Raw genomic sequence first — 19,961 nt, forward strand, 5'->3', positions numbered from 1 at the left:
CGCCGCTGGGACCGCTCTTCGTACTCGGCGGTCCACTGCTGACGGCCGAGGGGCCGCGGACCCCCGATCGCACGGGTTCCTTGGACGCGTGGCCCCTCCTGTCGGCAAACGATCGTTTGCCGACAGGACGGGGGTCGCCCGGAATGTTCCTGGGCCCGCGCGATCCGCACGGCCGTGCCAGCGGTCCACCGGCTCTCGCTTTTAGTAATGCTCAGCATTATTATGCCCCCATGCCGAGGACCTCAGGACCCGAGACCCGGGAGAAGCTGATCCGCGCGGGCGAAGAAGTGTTCGCCGCGCAAGGTGTGCACGGCGCGCAGCTCAGGGACATCGTGCGGCTCGCCGGGCAGAGCAACCCCTCCGCCGTCCAGTACCACTTCGGTTCACGCGCGGGCCTTCTGGACGCCGTCATGGCCGAGCGCCAGACCCGTACGGAGCAGGTGCTCACCGCCGAGCTGAAGCAGGCGGCGGACGGGCTTCGCGGCCTGCTCACGGCCCTGGTGAACGCGGAGGCCACCGAGCTCCGCTCGGAACGGGGCCGCCGCTGCCTGCGTGTCTGCGCCCAGCTCAGCCACGAAAGCGGCGTACGCACTCGCACCCCGCATCCGACCCTCGACGGCACCGTCTACTGGCGGCTGATCGGCCGTGTCGAGGGCTGCCTCACCGGCCTCCCCGAGCCGCTGCGGCTGGAGCGGCTCGACCTCGCCCTCACCCTGATCGGCGCCGCCATGGCCGACCGGGCGGGTCAGTACCTGGCCGGCGCCACCCCCCTGACCGACGAACCGCTCTTCCTCGCGGACCTCGTCGAGACCACAGCGGCCCTGCTTGAGGCCCCCGTCCCGCGGAGAGAGCGATGAGCGAAGCGCACGACCTCACCGGCAAGACCGTCGTCATCACCGGAGCCGCCCGCGGCCTCGGCGCCGAAGCCGCGCGCCAGGCGATCGGCGCCGGTGCGAACGTCGTCCTGACCGACGTGCTCGACAAGGAAGGTGAGGTCACCGCCGCCGAACTCGGCGAGCGCGCCCTCTTCGCGCACCACGACGTGACAGCGCAGGAGGACTGGCAGCGCGTCGTGGAACGCGCGGTCAGCGAGTTCGGCGGGGTCCACGGCCTGGTCAACAACGCCGGTATATCCACGGGCCAGTTCCTGGAGTCGGAGTCGGTCGAGCACTTCCGCAAGGTCCTCGACACCAACCTCACCGGCGTCTTCATCGGCATGAAGAGCGTCATCCCGGCGATGAAGGAGTCCGGTGGCGGATCCATCGTCAACATCTCCTCGGCGGCCGGACTCATGGGCCTGGCCCTCACCGCCGGTTACGGCGCCTCCAAGTGGGGCGTCCGCGGCCTCACCAAGATCGGCGCCGTGGAGCTCGGCACCGCCCGCATCCGCGTCAACTCCGTCCACCCGGGCATGACGTACACCCCGATGACCGCGCGGGTGGGCATCGAGAAGGGTGAGGGCAAGTACCCCAGCACCCCGATGGGCCGGGTCGGCGAGCCGCACGAGATCGCGGGCGCCGTGGTCTTCCTGCTCTCGGACGCCGCGTCGTACGTGACCGGCGCCGAGCTCGCCGTCGACGGCGGCTGGACCGCGGGACCCACCGTGAAGTACGTCATGGGGAGTTGAGTTTGGATGGTCGGCATGACCACGAACAGTCGGCCCGTGCCCGACCCCAGCGAAGAGATCCTGTCCATCGTCGACGAGAACGACGAAGTCGTCGGCGAGGCCCCGCGCGGTGAGGTGTACGCGCGGGGCCTGCGCCACCGTTGCGTGTTCATCCAGGCACGGGACGCCGAAGGCCGCGTCTTCGTGCACCGGCGCACGCCGGTCAAGCTGGTCTTCCCCTCGATGTACGACATGTTCGTCGGCGGTGTCGTCGGGGCCGGCGAGTCCTACGACGACGCCGCCCTGCGCGAGGCGGAAGAGGAGCTCGGGGTCCACGGACTGCCGCGGCCCACACCGCTGTTCAAGTTCCTGTACGAGGACGACGCGGGGCACGGCTGGTGGTCGTACCTCTACGAGGTGCGCTGCGACCTGCCGGTGGACCCGCAGGCCGAGGAGGTCGCCTGGCACGCCTTCCTCACCGAGGAGGAGCTGGACAAGCGGCTCGGCGAGTGGGCGTGGGTGCCGGACGGGCTTGCCGCGTACGAACGGCTGCGGGAGTTCCGTGCGGGTTAGGGCGGGTTAGGCTGCGGCGAGTGAGCAACTTCGTACAGTCCCTGCGCCTGTGGTTCGCGCCCGAGCGGATCCGGGACGAGGGCGACACCCCCGACTACCGCTTCTCGCTCGCCAACGAGCGCACCTTCCTCGCCTGGCTGCGCACCGCGCTCGCGCTCATCGGCGGCGGTTTCGCGGTGGACCAGTTCCTGCCGGACCTGCGCTGGGGGTGGCGCATCGGGCTCGCACTCGCCCTGCTGGCCGCGGGCGTACTCAGCTCGCTGCGCGCGGTCAACCACTGGGTGCGCTGCGAGCGGGCGATGCGACGTGGCGATGATCTGCCCGTCTCGCGCTTCCCGACCGTCCTGAGCCTGGCCGTCGCGGTCGTGGCGCTCGCCATGGTCGTCGTCGTGCTCTTCGGGTGGGAGGGGTGACCGACCAGGGCGAGGCCCCCGTCCCCGAGCGCGATCCGGGGCTGCAGCCGGAGCGCACGAGGCTCGCGTGGCGGCGTACGACCCTGTCCTGCACCGTCGCGGCGATCCTCGCGGCGCGAGCGGCACTCCAGGAGGAAACGACCGCCCTGGCCGTCATCGCCTGCGCCCTCTGTCTGCTCCTGTGGCTCGGCTTCCTGGGCGTGGCGCACCGCAGGATGACCGAGCTCGCCGCCAGCAGCAGACCGCTGCGGCTTCCGGTACGGGCCGCGGCGACGGCCGCGCTGTGCACGATGGCGCTCGCCGCGTGCGCGACGGCCATGGTGTTCTGAGCAGCCCGCGACCCGCCACGAGGAGGACGCCGTCAGTGCTCGACGGACCCGTCCTCGGTCGTCCAGGGGACGGTGACGACGATCTTGCCTCGCGTACGGCCCTCCGCGTTCAGGCGGTAGGCGTCCGCCGCGCGCTCCAGCGGGAACGTCTCGGAGACATGGACCGTGACGACGTCCTGCTCCACGAGTTGCGTCAGGCGCCGCAGGTCCTCGGCGTCCGGACGCACGAAGCAGTAGTGGCCGCCGAGGCCGATCACCGCGCCGTCCGCGATGGACGCGAGGCGTCCGCCGGGCGTGAGGAGGTCGGCGGAGACCTTGAGGGTGTCGCCGCCCACCGTGTCGAAGGCCGCGTCCACTCCGTCCGGTGCGAGGGCTCGTACGCGGTCGGCCAGGCCGTCGCCGTAGGTGACCGGTTCCGCGCCGAGTTCGCGCAGGTAGTCGTGGTTGCGCTCGCTGGCGGTGCCGATGACACGGGCGCCCGCGTGCCGGGCCAGCTGGACGGCGACCGAGCCGACGCCGCCGGCCGCCGCGTGCACGAGGACGACCTCCCCCTCCGTCACCGCGAGCGTCTTGACGACCACCTGATAGGCGGTGAGCCCGGTGAGCGGCAGGCCGGCGGCCTCCTCGAAGGTGAGGTTGCGCGGCTTGCGGGCCAGGGTGCGTACGGGGGCCGCCACGTACTCGGCGAAGGTGCCGCGGGAGAGGAAGTCCTCGCGTACGTAGCCGATGACCTCGTCCCCCACCACGTACTCCGGGACCGAGGCGCCCGGCTGCACCACGACGCCCGCGACGTCCCAGCCGGGGATGACCGGGAAGACGGGGTCGAGGATGCCGTCGAGGTGTCCTGCCATGCACTTCCAGTCGACGGGGTTGACCGACGCGGCGCGGACTTTCACCAGGACGGAGTCGGGGCCGACCTTGGGGTCGCGCACGTCGCCGTACTCAAGGACTTCGGGGCCGCCGTACCGGCGGTAGCTGATCGCCTTCATGGGGTCGGCTTCATGGGAGCGCCTTCGTGGAATCGCCCTGGGGGAGCGAGGGTGCGGGGCTGATCCGGTGGGGGTCAGGTGGGATCAGACGGGGTCCGGTGGTGGAAACATCAACGAGGCTTCCATATCCCCATCAAAGGGGCATTGAGTACTAGCCTGAGAGAGTCACCCCCTCCCACAGAAGGTGTACACACCATGACCACGCTCCACCACGAACACCCCGTCCACGAGCACGTCCACGGCCCGGCCTGCGGACACCCCGAGGTGCCGCACGGCGACCACGTCGACTACGCGCACGACGGCCACATGCACCGCCTGCACTCCGGCCACTGGGACGAGTGCGAGCCGGACGAGCACTCCGTGCACGAGGGGCACGACCACCGGCACGGCGAGGGCTGCGGGCACAGCTCCGTACTGCACGGGGACCACGTCGACTACGTCCACGACGGACACCGGCACGCGGCGCACGACGGCCACTGGGACGACCACTGAGGCCACCCGGCCCCACCGGCTCCGCCGACTTCCCCCGCACGGGCGCCAACTGGCAGTCTGTGGCGGGGGATCGGCTTGTGCGGGCGCCTTCGCCCCGCCGCGATCCTGATCACGTTCGTACCGCGCTCTGGACTACATACCGACTGGTCGGCATCATGAACGTCAGCGCGACGCAGCGCGCACTCGACGACGACCGTCCGACCAGGAGCGAAGATGAGCTCAGACCACCCACCAGGCCTCGACCTCGACCAGTTGCGCGGCCATCTGGACCGCGAGCGGCCGGGCCTCGTGGGCGGCCCGCTCACCGCCCGGCTGATCGAGGGCGGCCGGTCGAACCTGACGTACGCCGTGACGGACGGCAGCGCCCGCTGGGTCGTACGGCGGCCACCGCTCGGGCACGTCCTTGCGACCGCCCACGACATGAAGCGCGAACACCGGGTGATCAGCGCCCTGCACCGAGGGACCGAGGTTCCGGTGCCCGCGCCGGTGCTGCTCTGTGAAGACGTCGACGTGCTCGGGGCGCCCTTCTACGTCATGGACTTCGTGGACGGCACGCCCTACCGCACCGCCGAGGAGCTTGCCCCGCTGGGCGCCGAGCGCACCCGTGCGGCGGTCCTCGGGCTCGTCGACACCCTCGTCGAGCTGCACTCCGTCGACCCGGAAGCGGTCGGTCTCGGGGACTTCGGGCGGCCCGACGGCTTCCTGGACCGGCAGCTTCGCCGCTGGGGCAAGCAGCTGGACGCCTCGCGCAACCGCGACCTGGCGGGGATCGACGAGCTGCACGCCGCGCTGGGGCGGCAGCTCCCCGTCTCCCCCGCGCCCACCGTCGTGCACGGCGACTACCGGCTCGACAACGTCCTGATCGGCGAGGACGACGCGATCAAGGCGATCCTCGACTGGGAGATGTCCACCCTCGGCGATCCGCTCACCGATCTGGGCCTGCTGGTCATGTACAGCACCCGGCTCGAACTGCCGGACTCCCCCATCAGCACCACGGCGGGCGCTCCCGGTCACCCGGACGCCGCAGAGCTGGTCGAGCGGTACGCCGCGCGCTCGGGGCGCGACGTCTCGGCAGTCTCCTGGTACACGGCGTTCGCGTGGTTCAAGCTCGCCGTGATCTTGGAGGGCATCCACTACCGGTACACGCTCGGCCAGACGGTCGGAGCGGGCTTCGACCGCATCGGGGAGCTGGTCCCCGTCTTCATCGAGCACGGCCTCACCACCCTCCAAGGACGACAGGAAGGCTGAGACAGCCATGGACTTCGCATTCGACGCCCGTACCGAAGAGCTGCGCGCCAAGCTCCTCACCTTCATGGACGAGCACGTGTACCCGGCGGAGAAGACCGCCGAGGAGCAGCGCGCTCAGCTCTCCTCGCCCTGGGACACCCCGGCGATCGTCGGGGAACTGAAGGCCGAGGCCCGCAAGCAGGGGCTGTGGAACCTCTTCCTGCCGGACGCCGAGCACGGCGCCGGGCTGACGAACCTCCAGTACGCCCCCCTCGCCGAGATCACCGGCCGCTCCCCGCATCTGGCGCCCACCGCGCTGAACTGCGCGGCCCCGGACACCGGCAACATGGAGGTGCTCGCCCAGTTCGGCAACGACGAGCAGAAGAAGCGGTGGCTGGAGCCGCTGCTCGCCGGTGAGATCCGCTCGGCGTTCGCGATGACCGAGCCCGAAGTGGCCTCGTCCGACGCCACGAACATCACCACGCTCATCGAGCGCGACGGCGACGAGTATGTGATCACCGGCCGCAAGTGGTACATCTCCGGGGCGATGAACCCGGACTGCCAGATCTTCATCCTGATGGGCAAGACGGACCCCGAGAACGCGGACCCGCGCCGCCAGCAGTCCATGGTGCTCGTCCCGCGCGACACCCCCGGTGTCGAGGTGCGCCGCGCCATGCAGGTGTACGGCTACGAGGACCACTCCCACGGAGGCCACGCCGAGGTCGTCTTCGACCGGGTCCGGGTCCCCGTGAGCAACCTGATCGGCGAGGAGGGCGGCGGCTTCGCCATCGCCCAGGCGCGCCTGGGTCCCGGCCGTATCCACCACTGCATGCGGCTGATCGGCATGGCGGAGCGGGCCATCGAGCTGATGTGTCAGCGTGCGGTGGCGCGTACGGCCTTCGGCAAGCCGCTCGCCCAGCAGGGCGTCGTCCAGGAGTGGATCGCGGACGCCCGGGTCGCGGTGGAGCAGCTGCGGCTGCTCGTCCTGAAGACCGCGTGGCTGATGGACACCGTGGGCAACAAGGGCGCGCACACGGAGATCCAGTCCATCAAGATCGCCACCCCGCGCACGGTCGTCGACATCCTCGACCAGGCCGTCCAGCTGCACGGCGCGGGTGGCGTGAGCCAGGACTTCCCGCTGGCCGAACTGTGGGCGTCTGCGAGGACTCTGCGTCTGGCGGATGGCCCGGATGAGGTGCACCAGCGGTCGCTGGCCCGCCGGGAGCTGAAGAAGTACCTCTAGCTGTTCCTACCGGGGGTCTGCGCGTCGCTGCGGGCGCGTCGTGGCTGGTCGCGCAGTTCCCCGCGCCCCTTCGGGGCGCTCCTTACGGCCGCAGCGCCCTCAGCAGCAGGTCCGCCAGGTGGTCGGCGACCTGCTGGGGGGTGAGGGGGCCGCCGGGGCGGTACCAGGTGGACAGGTGGTGGACCGAGCCGAAGTGGTAGTCCACCACCAGGTCCGCGGGGGTCGCCTTGGAGAAGACGCCGGCCTCCTGGCCCTCCTCGATCAGCGCGCGGAACCGCTCGTGGTAGCGGCGGCGCTCGGACCGCACCTGCTTGTTCTTCTCCGGGCTCAGGTGGTGCATGGAGCGGAAGAAGATCGAGGCGTCGTCGAGGTTGTCGATCGTCGTGACGACCACGTCCGCCGCCGCGTCCCGCACCCGCTGCTCGACGGGGGCGTCGGCGTCCGCGTAGGCGTCGAGGCGCTCCTGCTGGACGCGCAGGACCCGTGCGTACACCTCGTGCAGGAGGTCGTCCTTGGATCCGAAGTAGTGGTAGAGCGCGCCCTTGGTGACGCCTGCCGACTCCACGATCTCCTGCACCGATGTGCGGTCGTAGCCGCGGTCGGCGAAGAGCCGCGTGGCGGCGGCGAGCAGCCGCTGAGGGACGGGCGTGCCGTCACCGTCCATCGTCCTGGCCACTGCCGCCACCTGCCTTTCGAGGTATTCAGCTCTCGTGGTGCCGAGAGCTCGTGTCGTTGCGGGAACGCAGTTCCCGCCGGAGGATCTTCCCACTTGTGGTCTTCGGCAGCTCCGGCAGGATCTCGACCGCGCGAGGGTACTTGTACGCCGCGAGCCGTTCCTTGCAGTACGCCGCCAGGTCGTCCGGCGCCACGTCGGCCTGCGGGCGCAGGCTGACGAAGGCCTTGACCGTCTCGCCGCGGTAGCTGTCCGGGACGCCGATCACCGCCGCCTCACGGACGGCTGCGTGACTGTAGAGGACGTCCTCGACCTCGCGCGGCCATACCTTGAAACCGGACGCGTTGATCATGTCCTTCTTGCGGTCGACCACGTAGAGCCAGCCCTGCTCGTCCATGAAGCCGATGTCGCCGGTGCGCAGCTCCCCGTCGGGGAACGCCTCGTCCGTGGCGTCGGAGCGCTTCCAGTAGCCGGGCACGACCTGCGGGCCGCGCACGGTGATCTCGCCCTGTTCCCCGAAGGGGACGTCCGCGCCGTGGTCGTCGACGATCCTGACGACCGTCTCGGGTCCCGGGACGCCGACGGCCAGCGTGCCGGAGGCCGGGTCGACCGGCGCCTCCTGGCCGGGCGGTACGGAGGCGCAGGGCGCGGTGCACTCGGTGAGGCCGTACCCGTTGTGGAAGTAGGGGCCGAAGTCGGCGCGGAACTTCTCCACCAGGGCGGGCGGCAGCGGGGCGCCGCCCGAGGAGATCATCGCGAAGGAGTCGAAGTGCGCCCGCGTGACGGAGGGGTGGGCGGCCAGTGCCATGAAGGCCGTGGAGGGGCCCACGGTGTAGGCGGGGCGGTGCTCGGCGAAGGCGTCCAGGACGACTCCGGCCTCGAAGCGGTAGGCGAGCGCGAGAGTGCCCGCGTTGGTCAGACAGGCGGCGACCTGCGCGACCATGCCCGTGATGTGGAAGAGCGGCGCCATCGCGAAGTAACAGGCGCCTTCGGGGATGCCGGAGCCCGTGCACTGCCGCTCGGCGTTGTAGGTGATGTTGCCGTGGGTGTTCATGGCGCCCTTGGGGGCGCCGCTGGTACCCGACGTATAGCTGATCAACGCGATGTCGGAGGGACCGAGTTGACGGTCCCCGGGCGCCGGGAGTCCCTGCCGGGCGACCGTCACCAGGTCGTCGGCGTCGGCGGCCTGCGGGAGGCGCTCGAAGTCGAGGACGCGTGTGTCGTTCCGGGTCTGCAGGTCGAGCTGGCACGCGGTGAGCACGATGCGTACGGGAGAGGCGGCGGCCGTATCGCGCAGATACGTCTCCCATGCGCGGTCCGAGCAGATCAGCGCGGTCACGTCGGCGTCCGCCAGGACGTGCCTGACCTCCGCCGACTTGTACATGGGGTTCACGGGCACGACCGTGGCGCCCGCCTTCCACGCGCCGAGCAGCGCGATCACGAAGTGCGGGGTGTTCTGCAGGAGGATCGCGACCCGGTCGCCGCGCGCGAGCCCGCGGGCGGCCAGGTGCCCGGCGACGGAGTCGGTGAGGGCGTCCACCTCGCGGTAGCTCAGGCGCCCGTCGAAGTAGGCGAGGGCCGTGTGCTCGGGGGCCTTGAGCACCGAGGTGCGGAAGGCGTGCACGACGGAAGCGGCGGGTTGGACCGGGCCGCGCTGGGCCTCGGTGAGGCGGCCGAGCCAGGGCTTGGCGGCGTATATGGAGGCGTCGGCGCGCTGGGAGGGCTCGGCGGTCGGGGTCGGGTCGCTCACCGCTCGGTCGCCTCCCACTTCTGCTGGATGTGGTTCATGCCGGTGAGCCACTTGTCCGGTTCGGCGGCTCGGATGCGGTAGTACTCGGCGACCTCGGGGTGCGGCAGGATCAGGAAGCGGTTCTCCTCCATCCCGGCGAAGAGCGCGTCCGCGACGACGTCCGGCTCGATGGCGGTGGGGGTGAGCACGAGGTCGCCCGCGGTGCCGGTGGCGGCGAGCATGTCGGTGCGCACGCCCTGCGGGCAGATCGCGTGCACGTCGATCCCGCGGTGGCGGTAGGTCAGCGAGAGCCACTCGGCGAAGGCGTACGCGCCGTGCTTGGTGACGCTGTAGGGCGCGGCGCCGATCATGGTGAGCAGGCCTGCCGCCGAGACGGTGGAGACGAAGCGGCCGCTGCCGCGCTCCAGCCAGTCGGGCAGCAGCGCGTGGGCCGCGCGGACGTGGGCCATGACGTTGACGTCCCAGGCCGTGGCCCAGACCTCCTCCGGCGCGGCCTCGGAGCCGCCCGAGCCGAGGCCCGCGTTGGCGCAGTACACGTCGACGGTGCCGCCGAGCGCGTCTCTGGCCTCCGGCACGATCGCGGACGCGTCGCCGGCCACGGCGGCGGCACCGATCTCGTCGGCCACCGTCTTGGCCTTGGCCGCGTCCAGGTCGTTGACCACGACCCGCGCCCCGGCGGCGGCGAACCGGCGGGCCAGCGCGGCCCCGATCCCGCCTCCGGCACCGGTGACGACAACTCCCTTGCCCTGCAAGCTCTCCACGATCCGGTCTCCTTCGACTGCGGCTCCGCTGTGATCGCAGACTAACCAGTCGGTATGTTCAGATGGAAGGGGGCCGGGCAGCCAGGTTCATTCCCCGCCGGAGATCCGCGCGCTAGCGTGCGTGGCCATGACAGCCACCGCACGCACGGAGGTCTCTGCATGAACATGTCCCGCCGCAGCTTCTCCAGACGGGGCCTGCTGGCCGCCACCACCGCCACGGCCCTCACCTCGGCGGCGCCGGCGGCCGCCGCGGGAGGCGGGGGCGGATCCGGCGGCGGCCGACGGCTGCGCACCGGCTTCGAGCGGCTTGCCGCCGACGGTTACGCGCTCCTGGACGGTGAGCGGGTCGGCGTCGTCACCAATCCGACCGGCATCACGAGGGACGTACGCCACGTCGTCGACGTCATGCACGCCGACGAGCGCGTGAACCTGGTCGCGGTGTTCGGCCCCGAGCACGGCTTCCGGGGGACGGCCCAGGCGGGCGGCTCCGAGGGCCGGTACGACGACCCGGCCACCGGGCTCCCCGTCTACGACACGTACCAGAAGAGCGGCAAGGCGCTGGCCGACATCTTCACGGCGTCCCGCGTCGACACGATCGTCTTCGACATCCAGGACGTGGGGGCGCGCTTCTACACGTACATCTGGACGCTCTTCGACTGCATGGAGTCGGCCGAGCTCGCGGGCAAACGTTTCGTCGTCCTCGACCGGCCGAACCCGGTGACCGGGCGCGGGGCGTACGGACCTGTCCTGCACAAGGAGTTCGCGACGTTCGTCGGGCGCCAGCCCATAGCGCAGGCGCACGGGATGACGGTGACGGAGCTGGCGCTGCTGTTCAACGGCGAGTTCCTGGAGCGCCCGGCCGAGCTGGAGACCGTACGGATGACCGGGTGGAAGCGCTCGGACTTCTACGACGCGTCCGGGCTGCCGTGGGTGCCGCCGAGCCCGAACATGCCCACGCCCGAGACGGCCCTGGTCTACAGCGGCACCTGCCTCTTCGAGGGCACGAACCTCTCCGAGGGGCGCGGCACGACCCGCCCCTTCGAGCTGCTCGGCGCGGAGGGCATCGACCGGAAGTGGGCGGCCGCCGCGAACGACGTGGGTCTGCCCGGCGTGCACTTCAGGGAGGCCTACTTCGCGCCGACGTTCTCCAAGTTCCAGGGCAAGACGATCGGCGGCGTGCAGCTTCACGTGCACGACCGGGTGTCGTACGACCCGGTGCGCACCGGCATAGCGCTCCTGGTGACCGCGAAGAAGGCGTGGAGCGGCTTCGCCTGGCGCTCCGACAACTGGATCGACCGGCTGACGGGCACCACCCGGGTCCGCACCATGATCGACGCGGGCGCGGACACGGACGAGGTGGTGGGCGGCTGGCAGGAGGATCTGGCGCGGTTCCGCGGCGTACGGAAGCAGTACCTGCACTACCGGTAGGTAGGGAACTCCCCACCGGCGAGAGGGGTGCCTGCCGGATGGCGGGCACCCCGACGGGCCCGGGATCGTGATCCACAGCTGCGTACACCCGAGTTGAGGAGATCCCGCATGGCCCGCACAGCACGGCGCACAGTGCCGCTCGCACTGGCCGGCACGCTCGGCCTGGGGGTGCTGGTCGCTCCCCAAACAGCCCAGGCCAAGCCCGTCGATCCCGTCCAGGCGATCGAACGCGCCGCCCACCCCTTGCGCTCGACCGGCCCCGGCGGCTCCACCAAGGACCTGCGGCCGATGGGCCGGATGGTCGGTGACGCTTCGGTGGTGGGCCTGGGTGAGGCCACACACGGTTCGCACGAGTTCTTCACGATGAAGGACCGCGTTTTCCGCTATCTCGTGGAGGAGAAGGGGTTCACCACCTTCTCGCAGGAGGTCAGCTGGACCACGGGCCTGCGCTTCGACGCGTACGTGCGCGGGGGCGAGGGGAACGTGCGCGAGCTCGTCCACAAGGAGCTGGCGAGGACGCCCTGGGACACCGAGGAGTACGTCGAACTCCTGACGTGGATGCGCGCGTACAACGACAAGCACCCGCACCGCCAGGTGCGCTTCATGGGCAACGACCTCAACTACCCCGAGATCGGCCCTGAGTTGTTCCACGGGGTCGAGGACTACGTCCGCGCGCACGAGCCCGATCTGCTGCCCAGGATCACCGAGCTGTACGCGCCGATGCGGCGCCTTACGGACGGGGACACGTACATGGGCAGGCCGCTGAAGGAGCGGCGGGAGCTGGCGGGAAAGGCGCGGGAGGCCCTGGACCTGCTCAAGAAGCGCCGACCCGCCCCGTCCGGGGGGAATTTCGCCTGGGCGTTGCAGCACGCCCGGTCCCTCTCGCAGACCGCCACGGTCTACGCCTTCCCCCTGGACACCCCCCAGGGCGAGACGGACGCCATGCTGTACCGCGACCGCCTCATGGCCCAGAACACCGCCTGGTGGCAGCGGCACACCGGCGGCAAGGTACTGCTCTCGGCCCACAACGCCCACGTGTCGTACGAGAGTTACGACCCGAGCTACCCGAAGATGCAGGGCGCCTTCCTGCGGGACCGGCTCGGCGACCGGTACGTCAGCGTCGGGTTCACCTTCGACCAGGGCTCGCTCATGGCGCAGAGCGCGGACTCCGAGGTCTGGAAGCCGCGCTCGGTGGGCGCCGCCGCGCCCGGCACGAACGAGTACACGCTCGACAAGGTGCGCCACGACGACTACTTCCTGGACATGCGGACCGCTCCCGCGTCCGCCCGGAAGTGGCTGGGCAAGGCCCGGCTGACCAAGAGCATCGGCACGGCGTTCCCGGACGGTCCGCACAAGATCCGGCTCGCGGCCTCGCACGACATCCTGATCCATCTGCACCGCGTCACGGCGGCTCACCGCCAGTCTCAGTGATCGGTCCCAGTGATCGGTCTCAATGATCGAGACGTGCCGTCCCGACTATTGACTGGCCCATACATCCAACGTGAGAGTGCCGCTCGTGCACAGCGAAATCTCAAGCGAAATCTCACCCGAGAAGACCCAGCCGGACGCCGGACCTCAGCCGGACGCGAGCCCCGAGAGCATGCGCCGGGTGGCCGTGGCCTCGTTCATCGGAACGGCCATCGAGTTCTACGACTTCTACATCTACGGCACGGCGGCCGCGCTCGTCCTGAACGAGGCGTTCTTCCCGACCCTCGACCCGGTCAACGCGACGCTCGCCTCCTTCTCCACCTACGCGGTGGCGTTCGCGGCGCGGCCCATCGGGTCGGTGGTCTTCGGGCACTTCGGTGACCGGATCGGCCGCAAGTCGGTGCTCGTGGCCTCGCTGCTGCTCATGGGTCTGTCGACGGCGCTCGTCGGGCTCCTGCCCGGATACGGCACGTGGGGCATCTGGGCGCCGGTCCTGCTGATCCTGCTGCGCTTCCTCCAGGGCATCGGGCTCGGCGGCGAGTGGGGCGGGGCCGCGCTGCTCGCCGTGGAGCACGCGCCGAAGAAGAAGCGCGGCCTGTACGCCGCCTTCCCGCAACTCGGCCCGTCCGTCGGGTTCTTCGCGGCGACCGGTGTCTTCTGGCTGCTCTCCGCCGTCCTCTCCGACGACGCGTTCCGCTCCTGGGGCTGGCGCGTGCCGTTCCTGCTCTCCTTCCTCCTGGTCGGCGTCGGACTCTTCGTGCGTCTGCGGATCAGCGAGACGCCCGTCTTCGCGAAGGTCATGGACGCGCAGGAGGCCAGCAAGGTGCCCACGCTCGACGTGCTGCGGCACCATCCGCGTGAGCTGCTGCTCGGCGCGGGCGGGATGATCGTCGCGTACGGCCTCTTCTACACGGCGACGACCTACTGTCTCGCCTACTCCACCGGCACCCTGGGCGTCTCCCGCAACACCATGCTGGGACTCTCGCTGGTCGCCTGCCTCTTCCTCGCGGCCGGTACATGGCTCGCCGCGACACGCTCCGACGGCGCGGGCCGCCGCAAGCTGGTCCTCGTGGGCGCCGGGCTCGCGGTGGTGTGGGGTCTGGTGCTCTTCCCGCTCCTGGACACCGAGCAGCCGGTGCTCATGGCGCTGGCGCTCGGCGGCGCGCTGTTCTGCATGGGTGTCGTCTACGGGCCGATGGGTGCGTACCTGCCGGAGCTGTTCGGCACGAAGGTGCGCTACTCGGGTGCCTCGCTCGCCTACAACCTGGGCGGTGTGCTGGGCGGCGCGGTCTCCCCTCTGGTGGCGACCCGGCTGCAGTCCGCGTTCGGTTCCTCGTCGGTGGGCTGGTACGTGAGCGCGATGGCCGTCGTGTCCCTGGTGTGCGTTCTCGCGCTGCCGGAGACGCGGGAGCGCGAACTGAGCTGACCAAAGCGTGCTGCGGGACATCTGGTCAGTACACCGGGGCCGCAGGACGATGGTTCGCGTGGAGCCCTACTGGGAATTGACCTTCGACGCCGACGGGGATGTCGACACCACGCAACGCGACCATCTTCTCGCCCAGGTGGCCGACGAGCGCGTCACCGATCTCCTCGTCCTCGCGCACGGCTGGAACAACGACCAAGACATGGCCACCGACCTCTACCGACGGTTCTTCGCACCGTGCCAGGACCTCGCGGGAGCGCGCGTACGCCTGGGGTACGTGGGCGTGCTCTGGCCCGCCATCCGCTTCCCCGACGAACGGATACCGGACTTCGAGCCCTCGGTCACGGCCACCGGGCCGGGCCCGGCACCGGGCGCGGGCCCCCTGCTCGACGAGCCGACCAGGCTGCTGCTCGCGCGCCAGTTCCCCGACCGTGGCGATGAACTGGCCAGGATCGAAGCGCTGTTGGCGGAACGCTCCGAGGTGCCCTCGCGCTTTTACGAGTACAGCCGCCTCGTACGCAACCTGGTCGCCGTGCACCAGAACAGCGCCGCCTGGCGCTTCGCCAACGACACCTGGACGGGCCTGCCCGCGATGCTGACCGACGACGCGGTCGAGGTGTGCCAGGTGTTCGCCGCGGCGATGGAGGGCACCGGTCAGCAGGAGCTCTTCGGCAGCCTGCGCAAACGGCTCTGGAACGGGGCGCACGAGCTGCTGCGCCAGGCCAGCTACTACGCCATGAAACGCCGGGCGGGCTCCGTGGGCCAGCTCGGGCTCGGCCCCGCCATCGGGCTGCTCGCCCGGGAGGCACCGGAGTTGCGGGTCCATCTCATCGGGCACAGCTTCGGCGCGCGGCTCGTGTCGTACACCCTGCGCGGGATGCCCGCGCCGGTGCGCAGCGTGAAGTCCACGACGCTGCTCCAAGGGGCGTTCTCGCACTACGCGTTCTCCAAGCGCCTGCCGCACGCTCCCTCCCGCAGCGGCGCGCTCAACGGCGTGCAGCGGCGGATCGACGGCCCGCTGGTGTCCTGCTACTCACGGCACGACGACGCCCTGGGCAAGATGTACCCCCTGGCGTCGAAGATCGCCGGCGACTCCTCGACCTTCCTCGGTCTCTGGGAGCGCTGGGGCGCCATCGGGTATGACGGCATCCGGGCGGTGGACGGCGCCAAGCGCGTCAAGCTGGGCCGGGCGATCCCCGCCACGGGGTGCGTGAGCGTGGACGCTTCGTCGGTGGTGCGGCGCGGCGGTCCGCCCTCCGGCGCGCACAGCGACATCTGCCACGAGGAGCTGGCGCGTGTCGTGTTCGCCGCAGGGCGGATTCCGTCGGCTTGACTCCCTCGTCGCTCAGCGGTGCCGGGGGAACTCGACGACCTGCTGGTAGGTGGGCCGGTTCTGCCACTGGACCGGCCCGTGCGTGATCCCGCCGAGCGCCCGGTGGATGATCGAGTCCGCACACCACTGCTCGCCCGGCTTGCAGCTTTCGTCACCGGGATAGACCTCGGAGGCGGGCTTCGCGACGGCCTTGGTCAGAGTGGCCAGAAGCACGTCACGACAGGCGTCCAGCTTCCCCTCCCCGCAGTAAGCGTCACCCAGCTTGCCCTCCACGGGCTGCCCGAGCACCGCCCGCAGGTCCTTGTCCGCATAGCCCCACCAGCCGTACTGGAAGGCCGACCCGGCGTGCGCCCCGGTCGGGCCGTGCCCCGCCGATGGTGACTCGTCGGTGCTCAGCTGCGCCGTCAGCGCCTCGTACAGCTCCTTGCCCATGCCCGGCTTGAACTCCGCCTCGATGAGCAGAGGCCACCAGGCGTCCATGATGCGTACGGCGTCGGGGTGGGCGTACGCCTTGGAGCCCGCCGCCGTCTGATTGCGCTGCGACCCGGCCTTGCGCCACGCCTCCAACTGCTGGACCGCCTCGGCCTGCTGCGGGTCGGTGACGGGCTTGCTCCGCACCACCTCGAGCAGCTCGGGCAGTACCTGCTCGCCGCGCAGGTCGGTGACGGCCGCCTCGGACATGGCCTGGGTCAGCGCGGCACGCGTGACGCCGCCCTCCTCGGTGAGCTTCTTGACCCGTCCGTCGAGCAGATCACCGCGGTGCACGGCGCTGACGCCGAAGCCCGCCGTACTGAAGTCCTTGGCCTGCTTGTTGTTCCAGGAGATGTAGTAGTCCTGATTGACGGATTGCGGGTGCTCGGCCGACGGGGTCAGCGCCGATGTGTTGTTCTCCGGGTCGAAGTCCCGCCATTCGTAGGCCGGTTGGGCCTTGACGGGCAGGGCGGGGTCGATGTCCTTCGCGCGCTGCGGGTTGGCGCCGCTGTTGTAGTAGGCGGTGTCGCGCGAGTCGGCGTAGAACCAGTTGAAGGCGTAGCTGATGTTCTCGGCGGCCTTCTCGAAGGTCGCGGCGTCCTTGACGTACGTCGGGTCGTTGAGCATCTGGAAGCCGATGATCGAGTCGGCCTCGTGGCGGTAGGTGGAGCGCAGCGAGACGTAGGCGACGGGCTTGCCCTCCACGCTCGCGCGGTGGGTCACGACGCCGTACTTCGTGCGGAACACCTGCATGCGGTAGGAGCCGGCGGCCGTGGAGTCGGCGAGGGTCGGCTTCCAGGCGTTCTTGCGCTCCAGCTTCTCCATGGGGGTGCAGGTGCCGTGGTGGAGATAGTGGGTGGAGCGCTTCGTGGGCGCGCCACCGCCCGGTTCGCAGAGCTCGACGGCGTACGTGTCCGTGATGTCCTGCCCGGCGGAGGTGGCCGACCACGCGTAGTCCTGGCCCCGCCCCAGCTGGACGTACATGCCGACACCCGCGAAGGAGACGCCGCGCGCGCTGATGCCGGGGCCCTGGAGTTCCTGCTGCATGAGGAGCTGGGGGGCGAAGTAGCCGGTCTGCGGGCCGAAGACGGCGACCGGGTTTCCGCTCGCGGTGTGCTTGCCCGAGACGAGCAGGGCGTTCGACATGCCCTTCTTGTGACCGTCCTGTCGGAACAGGTCGGCGGGCAGTACCCCGTCGTCGTACATCCCCTGGAGCGGTTTGAGCTTCTTCGGCGCCTTCACCGGGTCCTTGGGAGCGGTGGACGCGGACGTGGCGCCTCCCTCCCTGTCGTACACGAGCGGTTCGCGCTCGACCGAACCGGCGTCGGGCATCGCGGTGCCGCGCGCGTCCTTGGGCTTGCCCGCGTACGGGAAACTCGTGCCGTCGTGGATGGTCTGGACGGCCTCGGGGTCGTTGCGGGCGCGGAAGGACTCCCAGACCTTCGTGCCCTTCTCGACGCCGTACTTCTCCTGGGACTTGAGGAGGGAGAGGGCCGCGTCGACCTCTCCGCCGCCGCCGTTGCCGAAGAGACCGCCGACGACGGAGGCGAGCGCGATCATGTCGGTGATCTTGAAGGGCTCGATCTCGCCGATGTTGGTGATCGCGTCGATCTTTCCGGTGAGGACGTACTCCCCGGGGAAGTAGCGGCCGTTCTTCGACTTCACGCGGTAGGCGTTGAGGCCGTCGATGTAGGCCTGGGCGTCCTCCATGGCCTGCTTGCCGCGCTCGCCCCGCGTCGACTTGATGTACTCGACCTGCTTCTCCAGGTCCTTCTCCGTGTACGGGGCCTGCGGCCAGAACTGCTGCTCCAGGCCCTGGTTGGCGAGCGCGCCGCCCGCGAACGAGGTCAGTTCGCCGCGGCCGATGTGCCGGAACAGGTCGATCAGCCAGAGCCGGTCCTGCCCGGCCGCGAAGCCCGCGCCGAACTCGGTGCCGTAGCGCGTGCTGCCCTTGATGTGCGGGATGCCGTACTTCTTGTCCCGGGTGATCGTCACGTCGTCGCGCGGCTTGGTGACGGAGGCGACCTGACCGCCCGGGACGCCGAAGGACGCGTCGTTGAAGAACTCCGTCAGCTTGTCGTCGGTGAGGGAGGGGCAGCCGGAGGAGAGTGCGTCGTAGGGGCCCAGCTGGTCGTTCGCGTGCTTGGGCTGGGTGCCGAGGACGCGGTGGGCGAGTATCTCGGCGAGCGTGGCGTTGCCGTTCGCGCCGGGAGGCAGCACGTCCGCGCACTGTCCCTCGCAGTAGTCCGTGGCCGGTGGGGGCTCGTCGGCCGCCGCCCCCGGCTGTGGCACGAGGAGGGAGGCGGCGAGGGCGAGCGCCGCGGTGGCGGTGAGGGTTCTGAGCCGGACGGTGCGTCGTGGCATGTGTGCTCCTCTGGGCTCCGCTTGTGCTCCTGTGGGAGGGAGTTGGGGCGGAGGTTACTGGCGGGTTGCCGAACCCGGAAGATGAACATGCGTCGCCTTTCCAGAATCCCCACATCGTCACTGCTCACGGCCCTTTGCCGCGGGTCTGATGGCATCCATCCGAAATCGGATGGGAGATGAGGGAGCCGAATCGTGTGTCGATACGTCTACTCGGCAACGTCCGAGAACGAGCGACGGAGGTGCAGGGCGATGGCCGGATTCCGGAGTCTCGCGAGACAGGTGCGCGATCCGCTGAGTGATTTGGCACTGCGGCGGTATTCACTGCGCAAGTGCCTGGAGAGGTTCGCCCCTTACGGCCACCGGGCGACCTGGGACCATCTGTGCTCCCGGGCGGGCTTCGGGCCCGAGGACCGCTCGCCCGACCCGGCGCGGCTCGTCGCCGCGCTCGACGAACTGGAAGCGGCGCGTGCGGTCTGGCTCTCCTACGAGCGGTGCTTCGCGGAGCGCCGACGCAAGGAGAAGCACGACGGGCTTCGCCGGCCCGGCAGCGTGGACGACTGGCACCGGTGCACCTGGGGCGGGTTCGGGGTCGCCTGGTGCGAAGACCCCGGCATCCACCCCTCGATGCCGCTCGCCGAGGTGCTGCGGCGGCTGATCGCGGCGCTGGAACGGGAGCCGGGCACGGTCTGCCCGGTATGCGACCGGACCGACCTCGTCTGGACCCACGGCCTGGCGCACGAGCCCTCCGCGGGCGCCGTCTGCACGGGCTGCGGGATCGTCGTGCCGGCCCCGGTGCTCACGCCCGCCGCGATGGCGAGGGCGCGGGCACGGCGGGCACGGCCGCTGGTCTCGGCATGACGTCCGGCCGGGGCGTCCGGGGGCGTACGGCGGCTAGGGCGTCGCCACGTCCGTCTGTATGGCCAGCTTGAACTCGGCGAACATGAGCGGTGCGGCGATCTTCACGTCGCCGGGGCCGCGCGCCGATATCTTCAGGCCGACCGGTGTCTGCGGGTGGACGAACATCTGCCACATGTGCGTCCGGTACTGCCCGCCCCTGCTCGGGACCCAGTCGGTGGTGGCCGTCGAGTCGTACCCGGTCGAGACGCCGAGCGGGTCGCGCACATAGCGCGCGCGGTACTCGGTGGGCCGGTCGTCCGGCTCCCAGAAGATCATCGCCGACAGGGTGCCCCAGCCGTGGTGGCTCGGCCAGATGAGCCCGGAGCGGGCGTCCGGGAAGCCTGACGGGCTGGTGTCGCCCTTGCCGGGGTCGTGCATGTGCCACGGGTCGTACGACTCCTCGGTGCCCGCGTACGGAAACCGCACGAGGTGGTAGCCGTCGCTGTCATATCTGATCTTCTGGCGCCCCGAACGCGCGGCGCTCCACAGCAACGAGCAGATGGCTGTTCCCATCGGACTTCCCCCTGTGTGTCGTCTGTGCGTCGTCGTCTGTGCTGTCCT

Annotated in this window: 19 protein-coding genes; 13 read left to right on the forward strand and 6 right to left on the reverse strand. The window is 70.4% G+C overall.

The features are described from left to right. Positions 1 to 230 precede the first annotated feature (230 nt). The 5 genes from AB0I94_RS25725 to AB0I94_RS25745 are packed head-to-tail and all read left to right on the forward strand — an operon-like array spanning position 231 to position 2,921. The gene (locus AB0I94_RS25725) at positions 231 to 857 is read left to right on the forward strand and encodes a TetR family transcriptional regulator (protein WP_363312009.1); all 627 of its coding nucleotides are present in this window, start codon (positions 231 to 233) and stop codon (positions 855 to 857) included. Next, a complete protein-coding gene (locus tag AB0I94_RS25730; RefSeq protein ID WP_363312010.1) occupies positions 854 to 1,627 on the forward strand; it encodes a glucose 1-dehydrogenase in 774 nt (257 codons plus the stop codon). The genes AB0I94_RS25725 and AB0I94_RS25730 overlap by 4 nt, the downstream gene beginning before the upstream one ends. Positions 1,628 to 1,642: 15 nt before the next feature. Then, a complete protein-coding gene (locus tag AB0I94_RS25735) occupies positions 1,643 to 2,179 on the forward strand; it encodes an NUDIX domain-containing protein (RefSeq protein ID WP_363312011.1) in 537 nt (178 codons plus the stop codon). A 20-nt stretch (positions 2,180 to 2,199) separates the two neighbouring features. After that, positions 2,200 to 2,592, forward strand: coding sequence for a DUF202 domain-containing protein (locus AB0I94_RS25740; protein WP_361052801.1), 393 nt, complete (start codon positions 2,200 to 2,202; stop codon positions 2,590 to 2,592). Next, the gene (locus AB0I94_RS25745; protein ID WP_363312012.1) at positions 2,589 to 2,921 is read left to right on the forward strand and encodes a DUF202 domain-containing protein; all 333 of its coding nucleotides are present in this window, start codon (positions 2,589 to 2,591) and stop codon (positions 2,919 to 2,921) included. Before AB0I94_RS25740 ends, AB0I94_RS25745 begins: the two co-directional genes overlap by 4 nt. Positions 2,922 to 2,953: 32 nt before the next feature. Here the strand turns inward: AB0I94_RS25745 and AB0I94_RS25750 are convergent, their stop codons facing one another. Continuing rightward, entirely contained in the window at positions 2,954 to 3,910 is a 957-nt protein-coding gene (locus AB0I94_RS25750; protein ID WP_363312014.1) for an NADP-dependent oxidoreductase, read from the reverse strand. Between the two features lie 195 nt (positions 3,911 to 4,105). Between AB0I94_RS25750 and AB0I94_RS25755 the strand changes: the two genes are divergently transcribed. The 3 genes from AB0I94_RS25755 (at position 4,106) to AB0I94_RS25765 (ending at position 6,872) form a co-directional block, all read left to right on the forward strand. Further along, complete coding sequence (locus AB0I94_RS25755; protein WP_363312015.1) at positions 4,106 to 4,402, forward strand: hypothetical protein; 297 nt, start codon at positions 4,106 to 4,108, stop codon at positions 4,400 to 4,402. Between the two features lie 213 nt (positions 4,403 to 4,615). Continuing rightward, positions 4,616 to 5,650 (forward strand): phosphotransferase family protein, encoded by a 1,035-nt coding sequence (locus AB0I94_RS25760; RefSeq protein ID WP_363312016.1) that lies wholly within the window; start codon positions 4,616 to 4,618, stop codon positions 5,648 to 5,650. 7 nt (positions 5,651 to 5,657) lie between these two features. Then, a complete protein-coding gene (locus AB0I94_RS25765) occupies positions 5,658 to 6,872 on the forward strand; it encodes an acyl-CoA dehydrogenase family protein (protein WP_363312017.1) in 1,215 nt (404 codons plus the stop codon). A gap of 82 nt (positions 6,873 to 6,954) precedes the next feature. Here AB0I94_RS25765 and AB0I94_RS25770 read toward each other — a convergent pair whose 3' ends face one another. Genes AB0I94_RS25770 through AB0I94_RS25780 form a run of 3 tightly spaced genes read right to left on the reverse strand, consistent with a single transcriptional unit; the run spans position 6,955 to position 10,059 of the window. Further along, positions 6,955 to 7,548 (reverse strand): TetR/AcrR family transcriptional regulator, encoded by a 594-nt coding sequence (locus tag AB0I94_RS25770; RefSeq protein ID WP_363312018.1) that lies wholly within the window; start codon positions 7,546 to 7,548, stop codon positions 6,955 to 6,957. A gap of 25 nt (positions 7,549 to 7,573) precedes the next feature. Further along, entirely contained in the window at positions 7,574 to 9,295 is a 1,722-nt protein-coding gene (locus AB0I94_RS25775) for an AMP-binding protein (RefSeq protein WP_363312019.1), read from the reverse strand. Further along, positions 9,292 to 10,059: an SDR family NAD(P)-dependent oxidoreductase gene (locus AB0I94_RS25780; RefSeq protein WP_363312142.1), complete on the reverse strand. Its 768-nt coding sequence runs from the start codon at positions 10,057 to 10,059 to the stop codon at positions 9,292 to 9,294. Before AB0I94_RS25780 ends, AB0I94_RS25775 begins: the two co-directional genes overlap by 4 nt. A gap of 156 nt (positions 10,060 to 10,215) precedes the next feature. Between AB0I94_RS25780 and AB0I94_RS25785 the strand changes: the two genes are divergently transcribed. The 4 genes from AB0I94_RS25785 to AB0I94_RS25800 all read left to right on the forward strand — a co-directional run bounded on the left by AB0I94_RS25785 (position 10,216) and on the right by AB0I94_RS25800 (position 15,668). Further along, positions 10,216 to 11,484, forward strand: a complete 1,269-nt coding sequence (locus AB0I94_RS25785; RefSeq protein WP_363312020.1) for a DUF1343 domain-containing protein — start codon at positions 10,216 to 10,218, stop codon at positions 11,482 to 11,484. A gap of 108 nt (positions 11,485 to 11,592) precedes the next feature. Next, positions 11,593 to 12,915, forward strand: coding sequence for an erythromycin esterase family protein (locus tag AB0I94_RS25790; protein WP_363312021.1), 1,323 nt, complete (start codon positions 11,593 to 11,595; stop codon positions 12,913 to 12,915). Between the two features lie 169 nt (positions 12,916 to 13,084). Next, positions 13,085 to 14,338, forward strand: coding sequence for an MFS transporter (locus AB0I94_RS25795; RefSeq protein WP_363312143.1), 1,254 nt, complete (start codon positions 13,085 to 13,087; stop codon positions 14,336 to 14,338). Between the two features lie 49 nt (positions 14,339 to 14,387). Then, positions 14,388 to 15,668, forward strand: a complete 1,281-nt coding sequence (locus tag AB0I94_RS25800) for a serine-threonine protein kinase (protein WP_363312023.1) — start codon at positions 14,388 to 14,390, stop codon at positions 15,666 to 15,668. 12 nt (positions 15,669 to 15,680) lie between these two features. Here AB0I94_RS25800 and AB0I94_RS25805 read toward each other — a convergent pair whose 3' ends face one another. Then, positions 15,681 to 18,503, reverse strand: coding sequence for a penicillin acylase family protein (locus AB0I94_RS25805; protein WP_363312024.1), 2,823 nt, complete (start codon positions 18,501 to 18,503; stop codon positions 15,681 to 15,683). 249 nt (positions 18,504 to 18,752) lie between these two features. Between AB0I94_RS25805 and AB0I94_RS25810 the strand changes: the two genes are divergently transcribed. After that, on the forward strand, positions 18,753 to 19,361 hold the full coding sequence (locus AB0I94_RS25810) for a hypothetical protein (RefSeq protein WP_363312025.1): 609 nt from the start codon (positions 18,753 to 18,755) through the stop codon (positions 19,359 to 19,361). Between the two features lie 33 nt (positions 19,362 to 19,394). On the opposite strand, the gene AB0I94_RS25815 is transcribed toward AB0I94_RS25810, so the two are convergent. Further along, positions 19,395 to 19,913: a hypothetical protein gene (locus AB0I94_RS25815; protein WP_363312026.1), complete on the reverse strand. Its 519-nt coding sequence runs from the start codon at positions 19,911 to 19,913 to the stop codon at positions 19,395 to 19,397. Positions 19,914 to 19,961 lie beyond the last annotated feature (48 nt).

Source organism: Streptomyces sp. NPDC050147, from assembly GCF_040660195.1.
Taxonomy (GTDB): domain Bacteria; phylum Actinomycetota; class Actinomycetes; order Streptomycetales; family Streptomycetaceae; genus Streptomyces.

Coding starts and splice junctions, on each gene's coding strand:
- AB0I94_RS25725 (WP_363312009.1), top strand. CDS start 231: ATGCCGAGGACCTCAGGACCCGAGACCCGGGAGAAGCTGATCCGCGCG.
- AB0I94_RS25730 (WP_363312010.1), top strand. CDS start 854: ATGAGCGAAGCGCACGACCTCACCGGCAAGACCGTCGTCATCACCGGA.
- AB0I94_RS25735 (WP_363312011.1), top strand. CDS start 1,643: ATGACCACGAACAGTCGGCCCGTGCCCGACCCCAGCGAAGAGATCCTG.
- AB0I94_RS25750 (WP_363312014.1), bottom strand. CDS start 3,910: ATGAAGGCGATCAGCTACCGCCGGTACGGCGGCCCCGAAGTCCTTGAG.
- AB0I94_RS25755 (WP_363312015.1), top strand. CDS start 4,106: ATGACCACGCTCCACCACGAACACCCCGTCCACGAGCACGTCCACGGC.
- AB0I94_RS25760 (WP_363312016.1), top strand. CDS start 4,616: ATGAGCTCAGACCACCCACCAGGCCTCGACCTCGACCAGTTGCGCGGC.
- AB0I94_RS25765 (WP_363312017.1), top strand. CDS start 5,658: ATGGACTTCGCATTCGACGCCCGTACCGAAGAGCTGCGCGCCAAGCTC.
- AB0I94_RS25785 (WP_363312020.1), top strand. CDS start 10,216: ATGAACATGTCCCGCCGCAGCTTCTCCAGACGGGGCCTGCTGGCCGCC.
- AB0I94_RS25790 (WP_363312021.1), top strand. CDS start 11,593: ATGGCCCGCACAGCACGGCGCACAGTGCCGCTCGCACTGGCCGGCACG.
- AB0I94_RS25795 (WP_363312143.1), top strand. CDS start 13,085: ATGCGCCGGGTGGCCGTGGCCTCGTTCATCGGAACGGCCATCGAGTTC.
- AB0I94_RS25800 (WP_363312023.1), top strand. CDS start 14,388: ATGGTTCGCGTGGAGCCCTACTGGGAATTGACCTTCGACGCCGACGGG.
- AB0I94_RS25805 (WP_363312024.1), bottom strand. CDS start 18,503: ATGCCACGACGCACCGTCCGGCTCAGAACCCTCACCGCCACCGCGGCG.
- AB0I94_RS25810 (WP_363312025.1), top strand. CDS start 18,753: ATGGCCGGATTCCGGAGTCTCGCGAGACAGGTGCGCGATCCGCTGAGT.
- AB0I94_RS25815 (WP_363312026.1), bottom strand. CDS start 19,913: ATGGGAACAGCCATCTGCTCGTTGCTGTGGAGCGCCGCGCGTTCGGGG.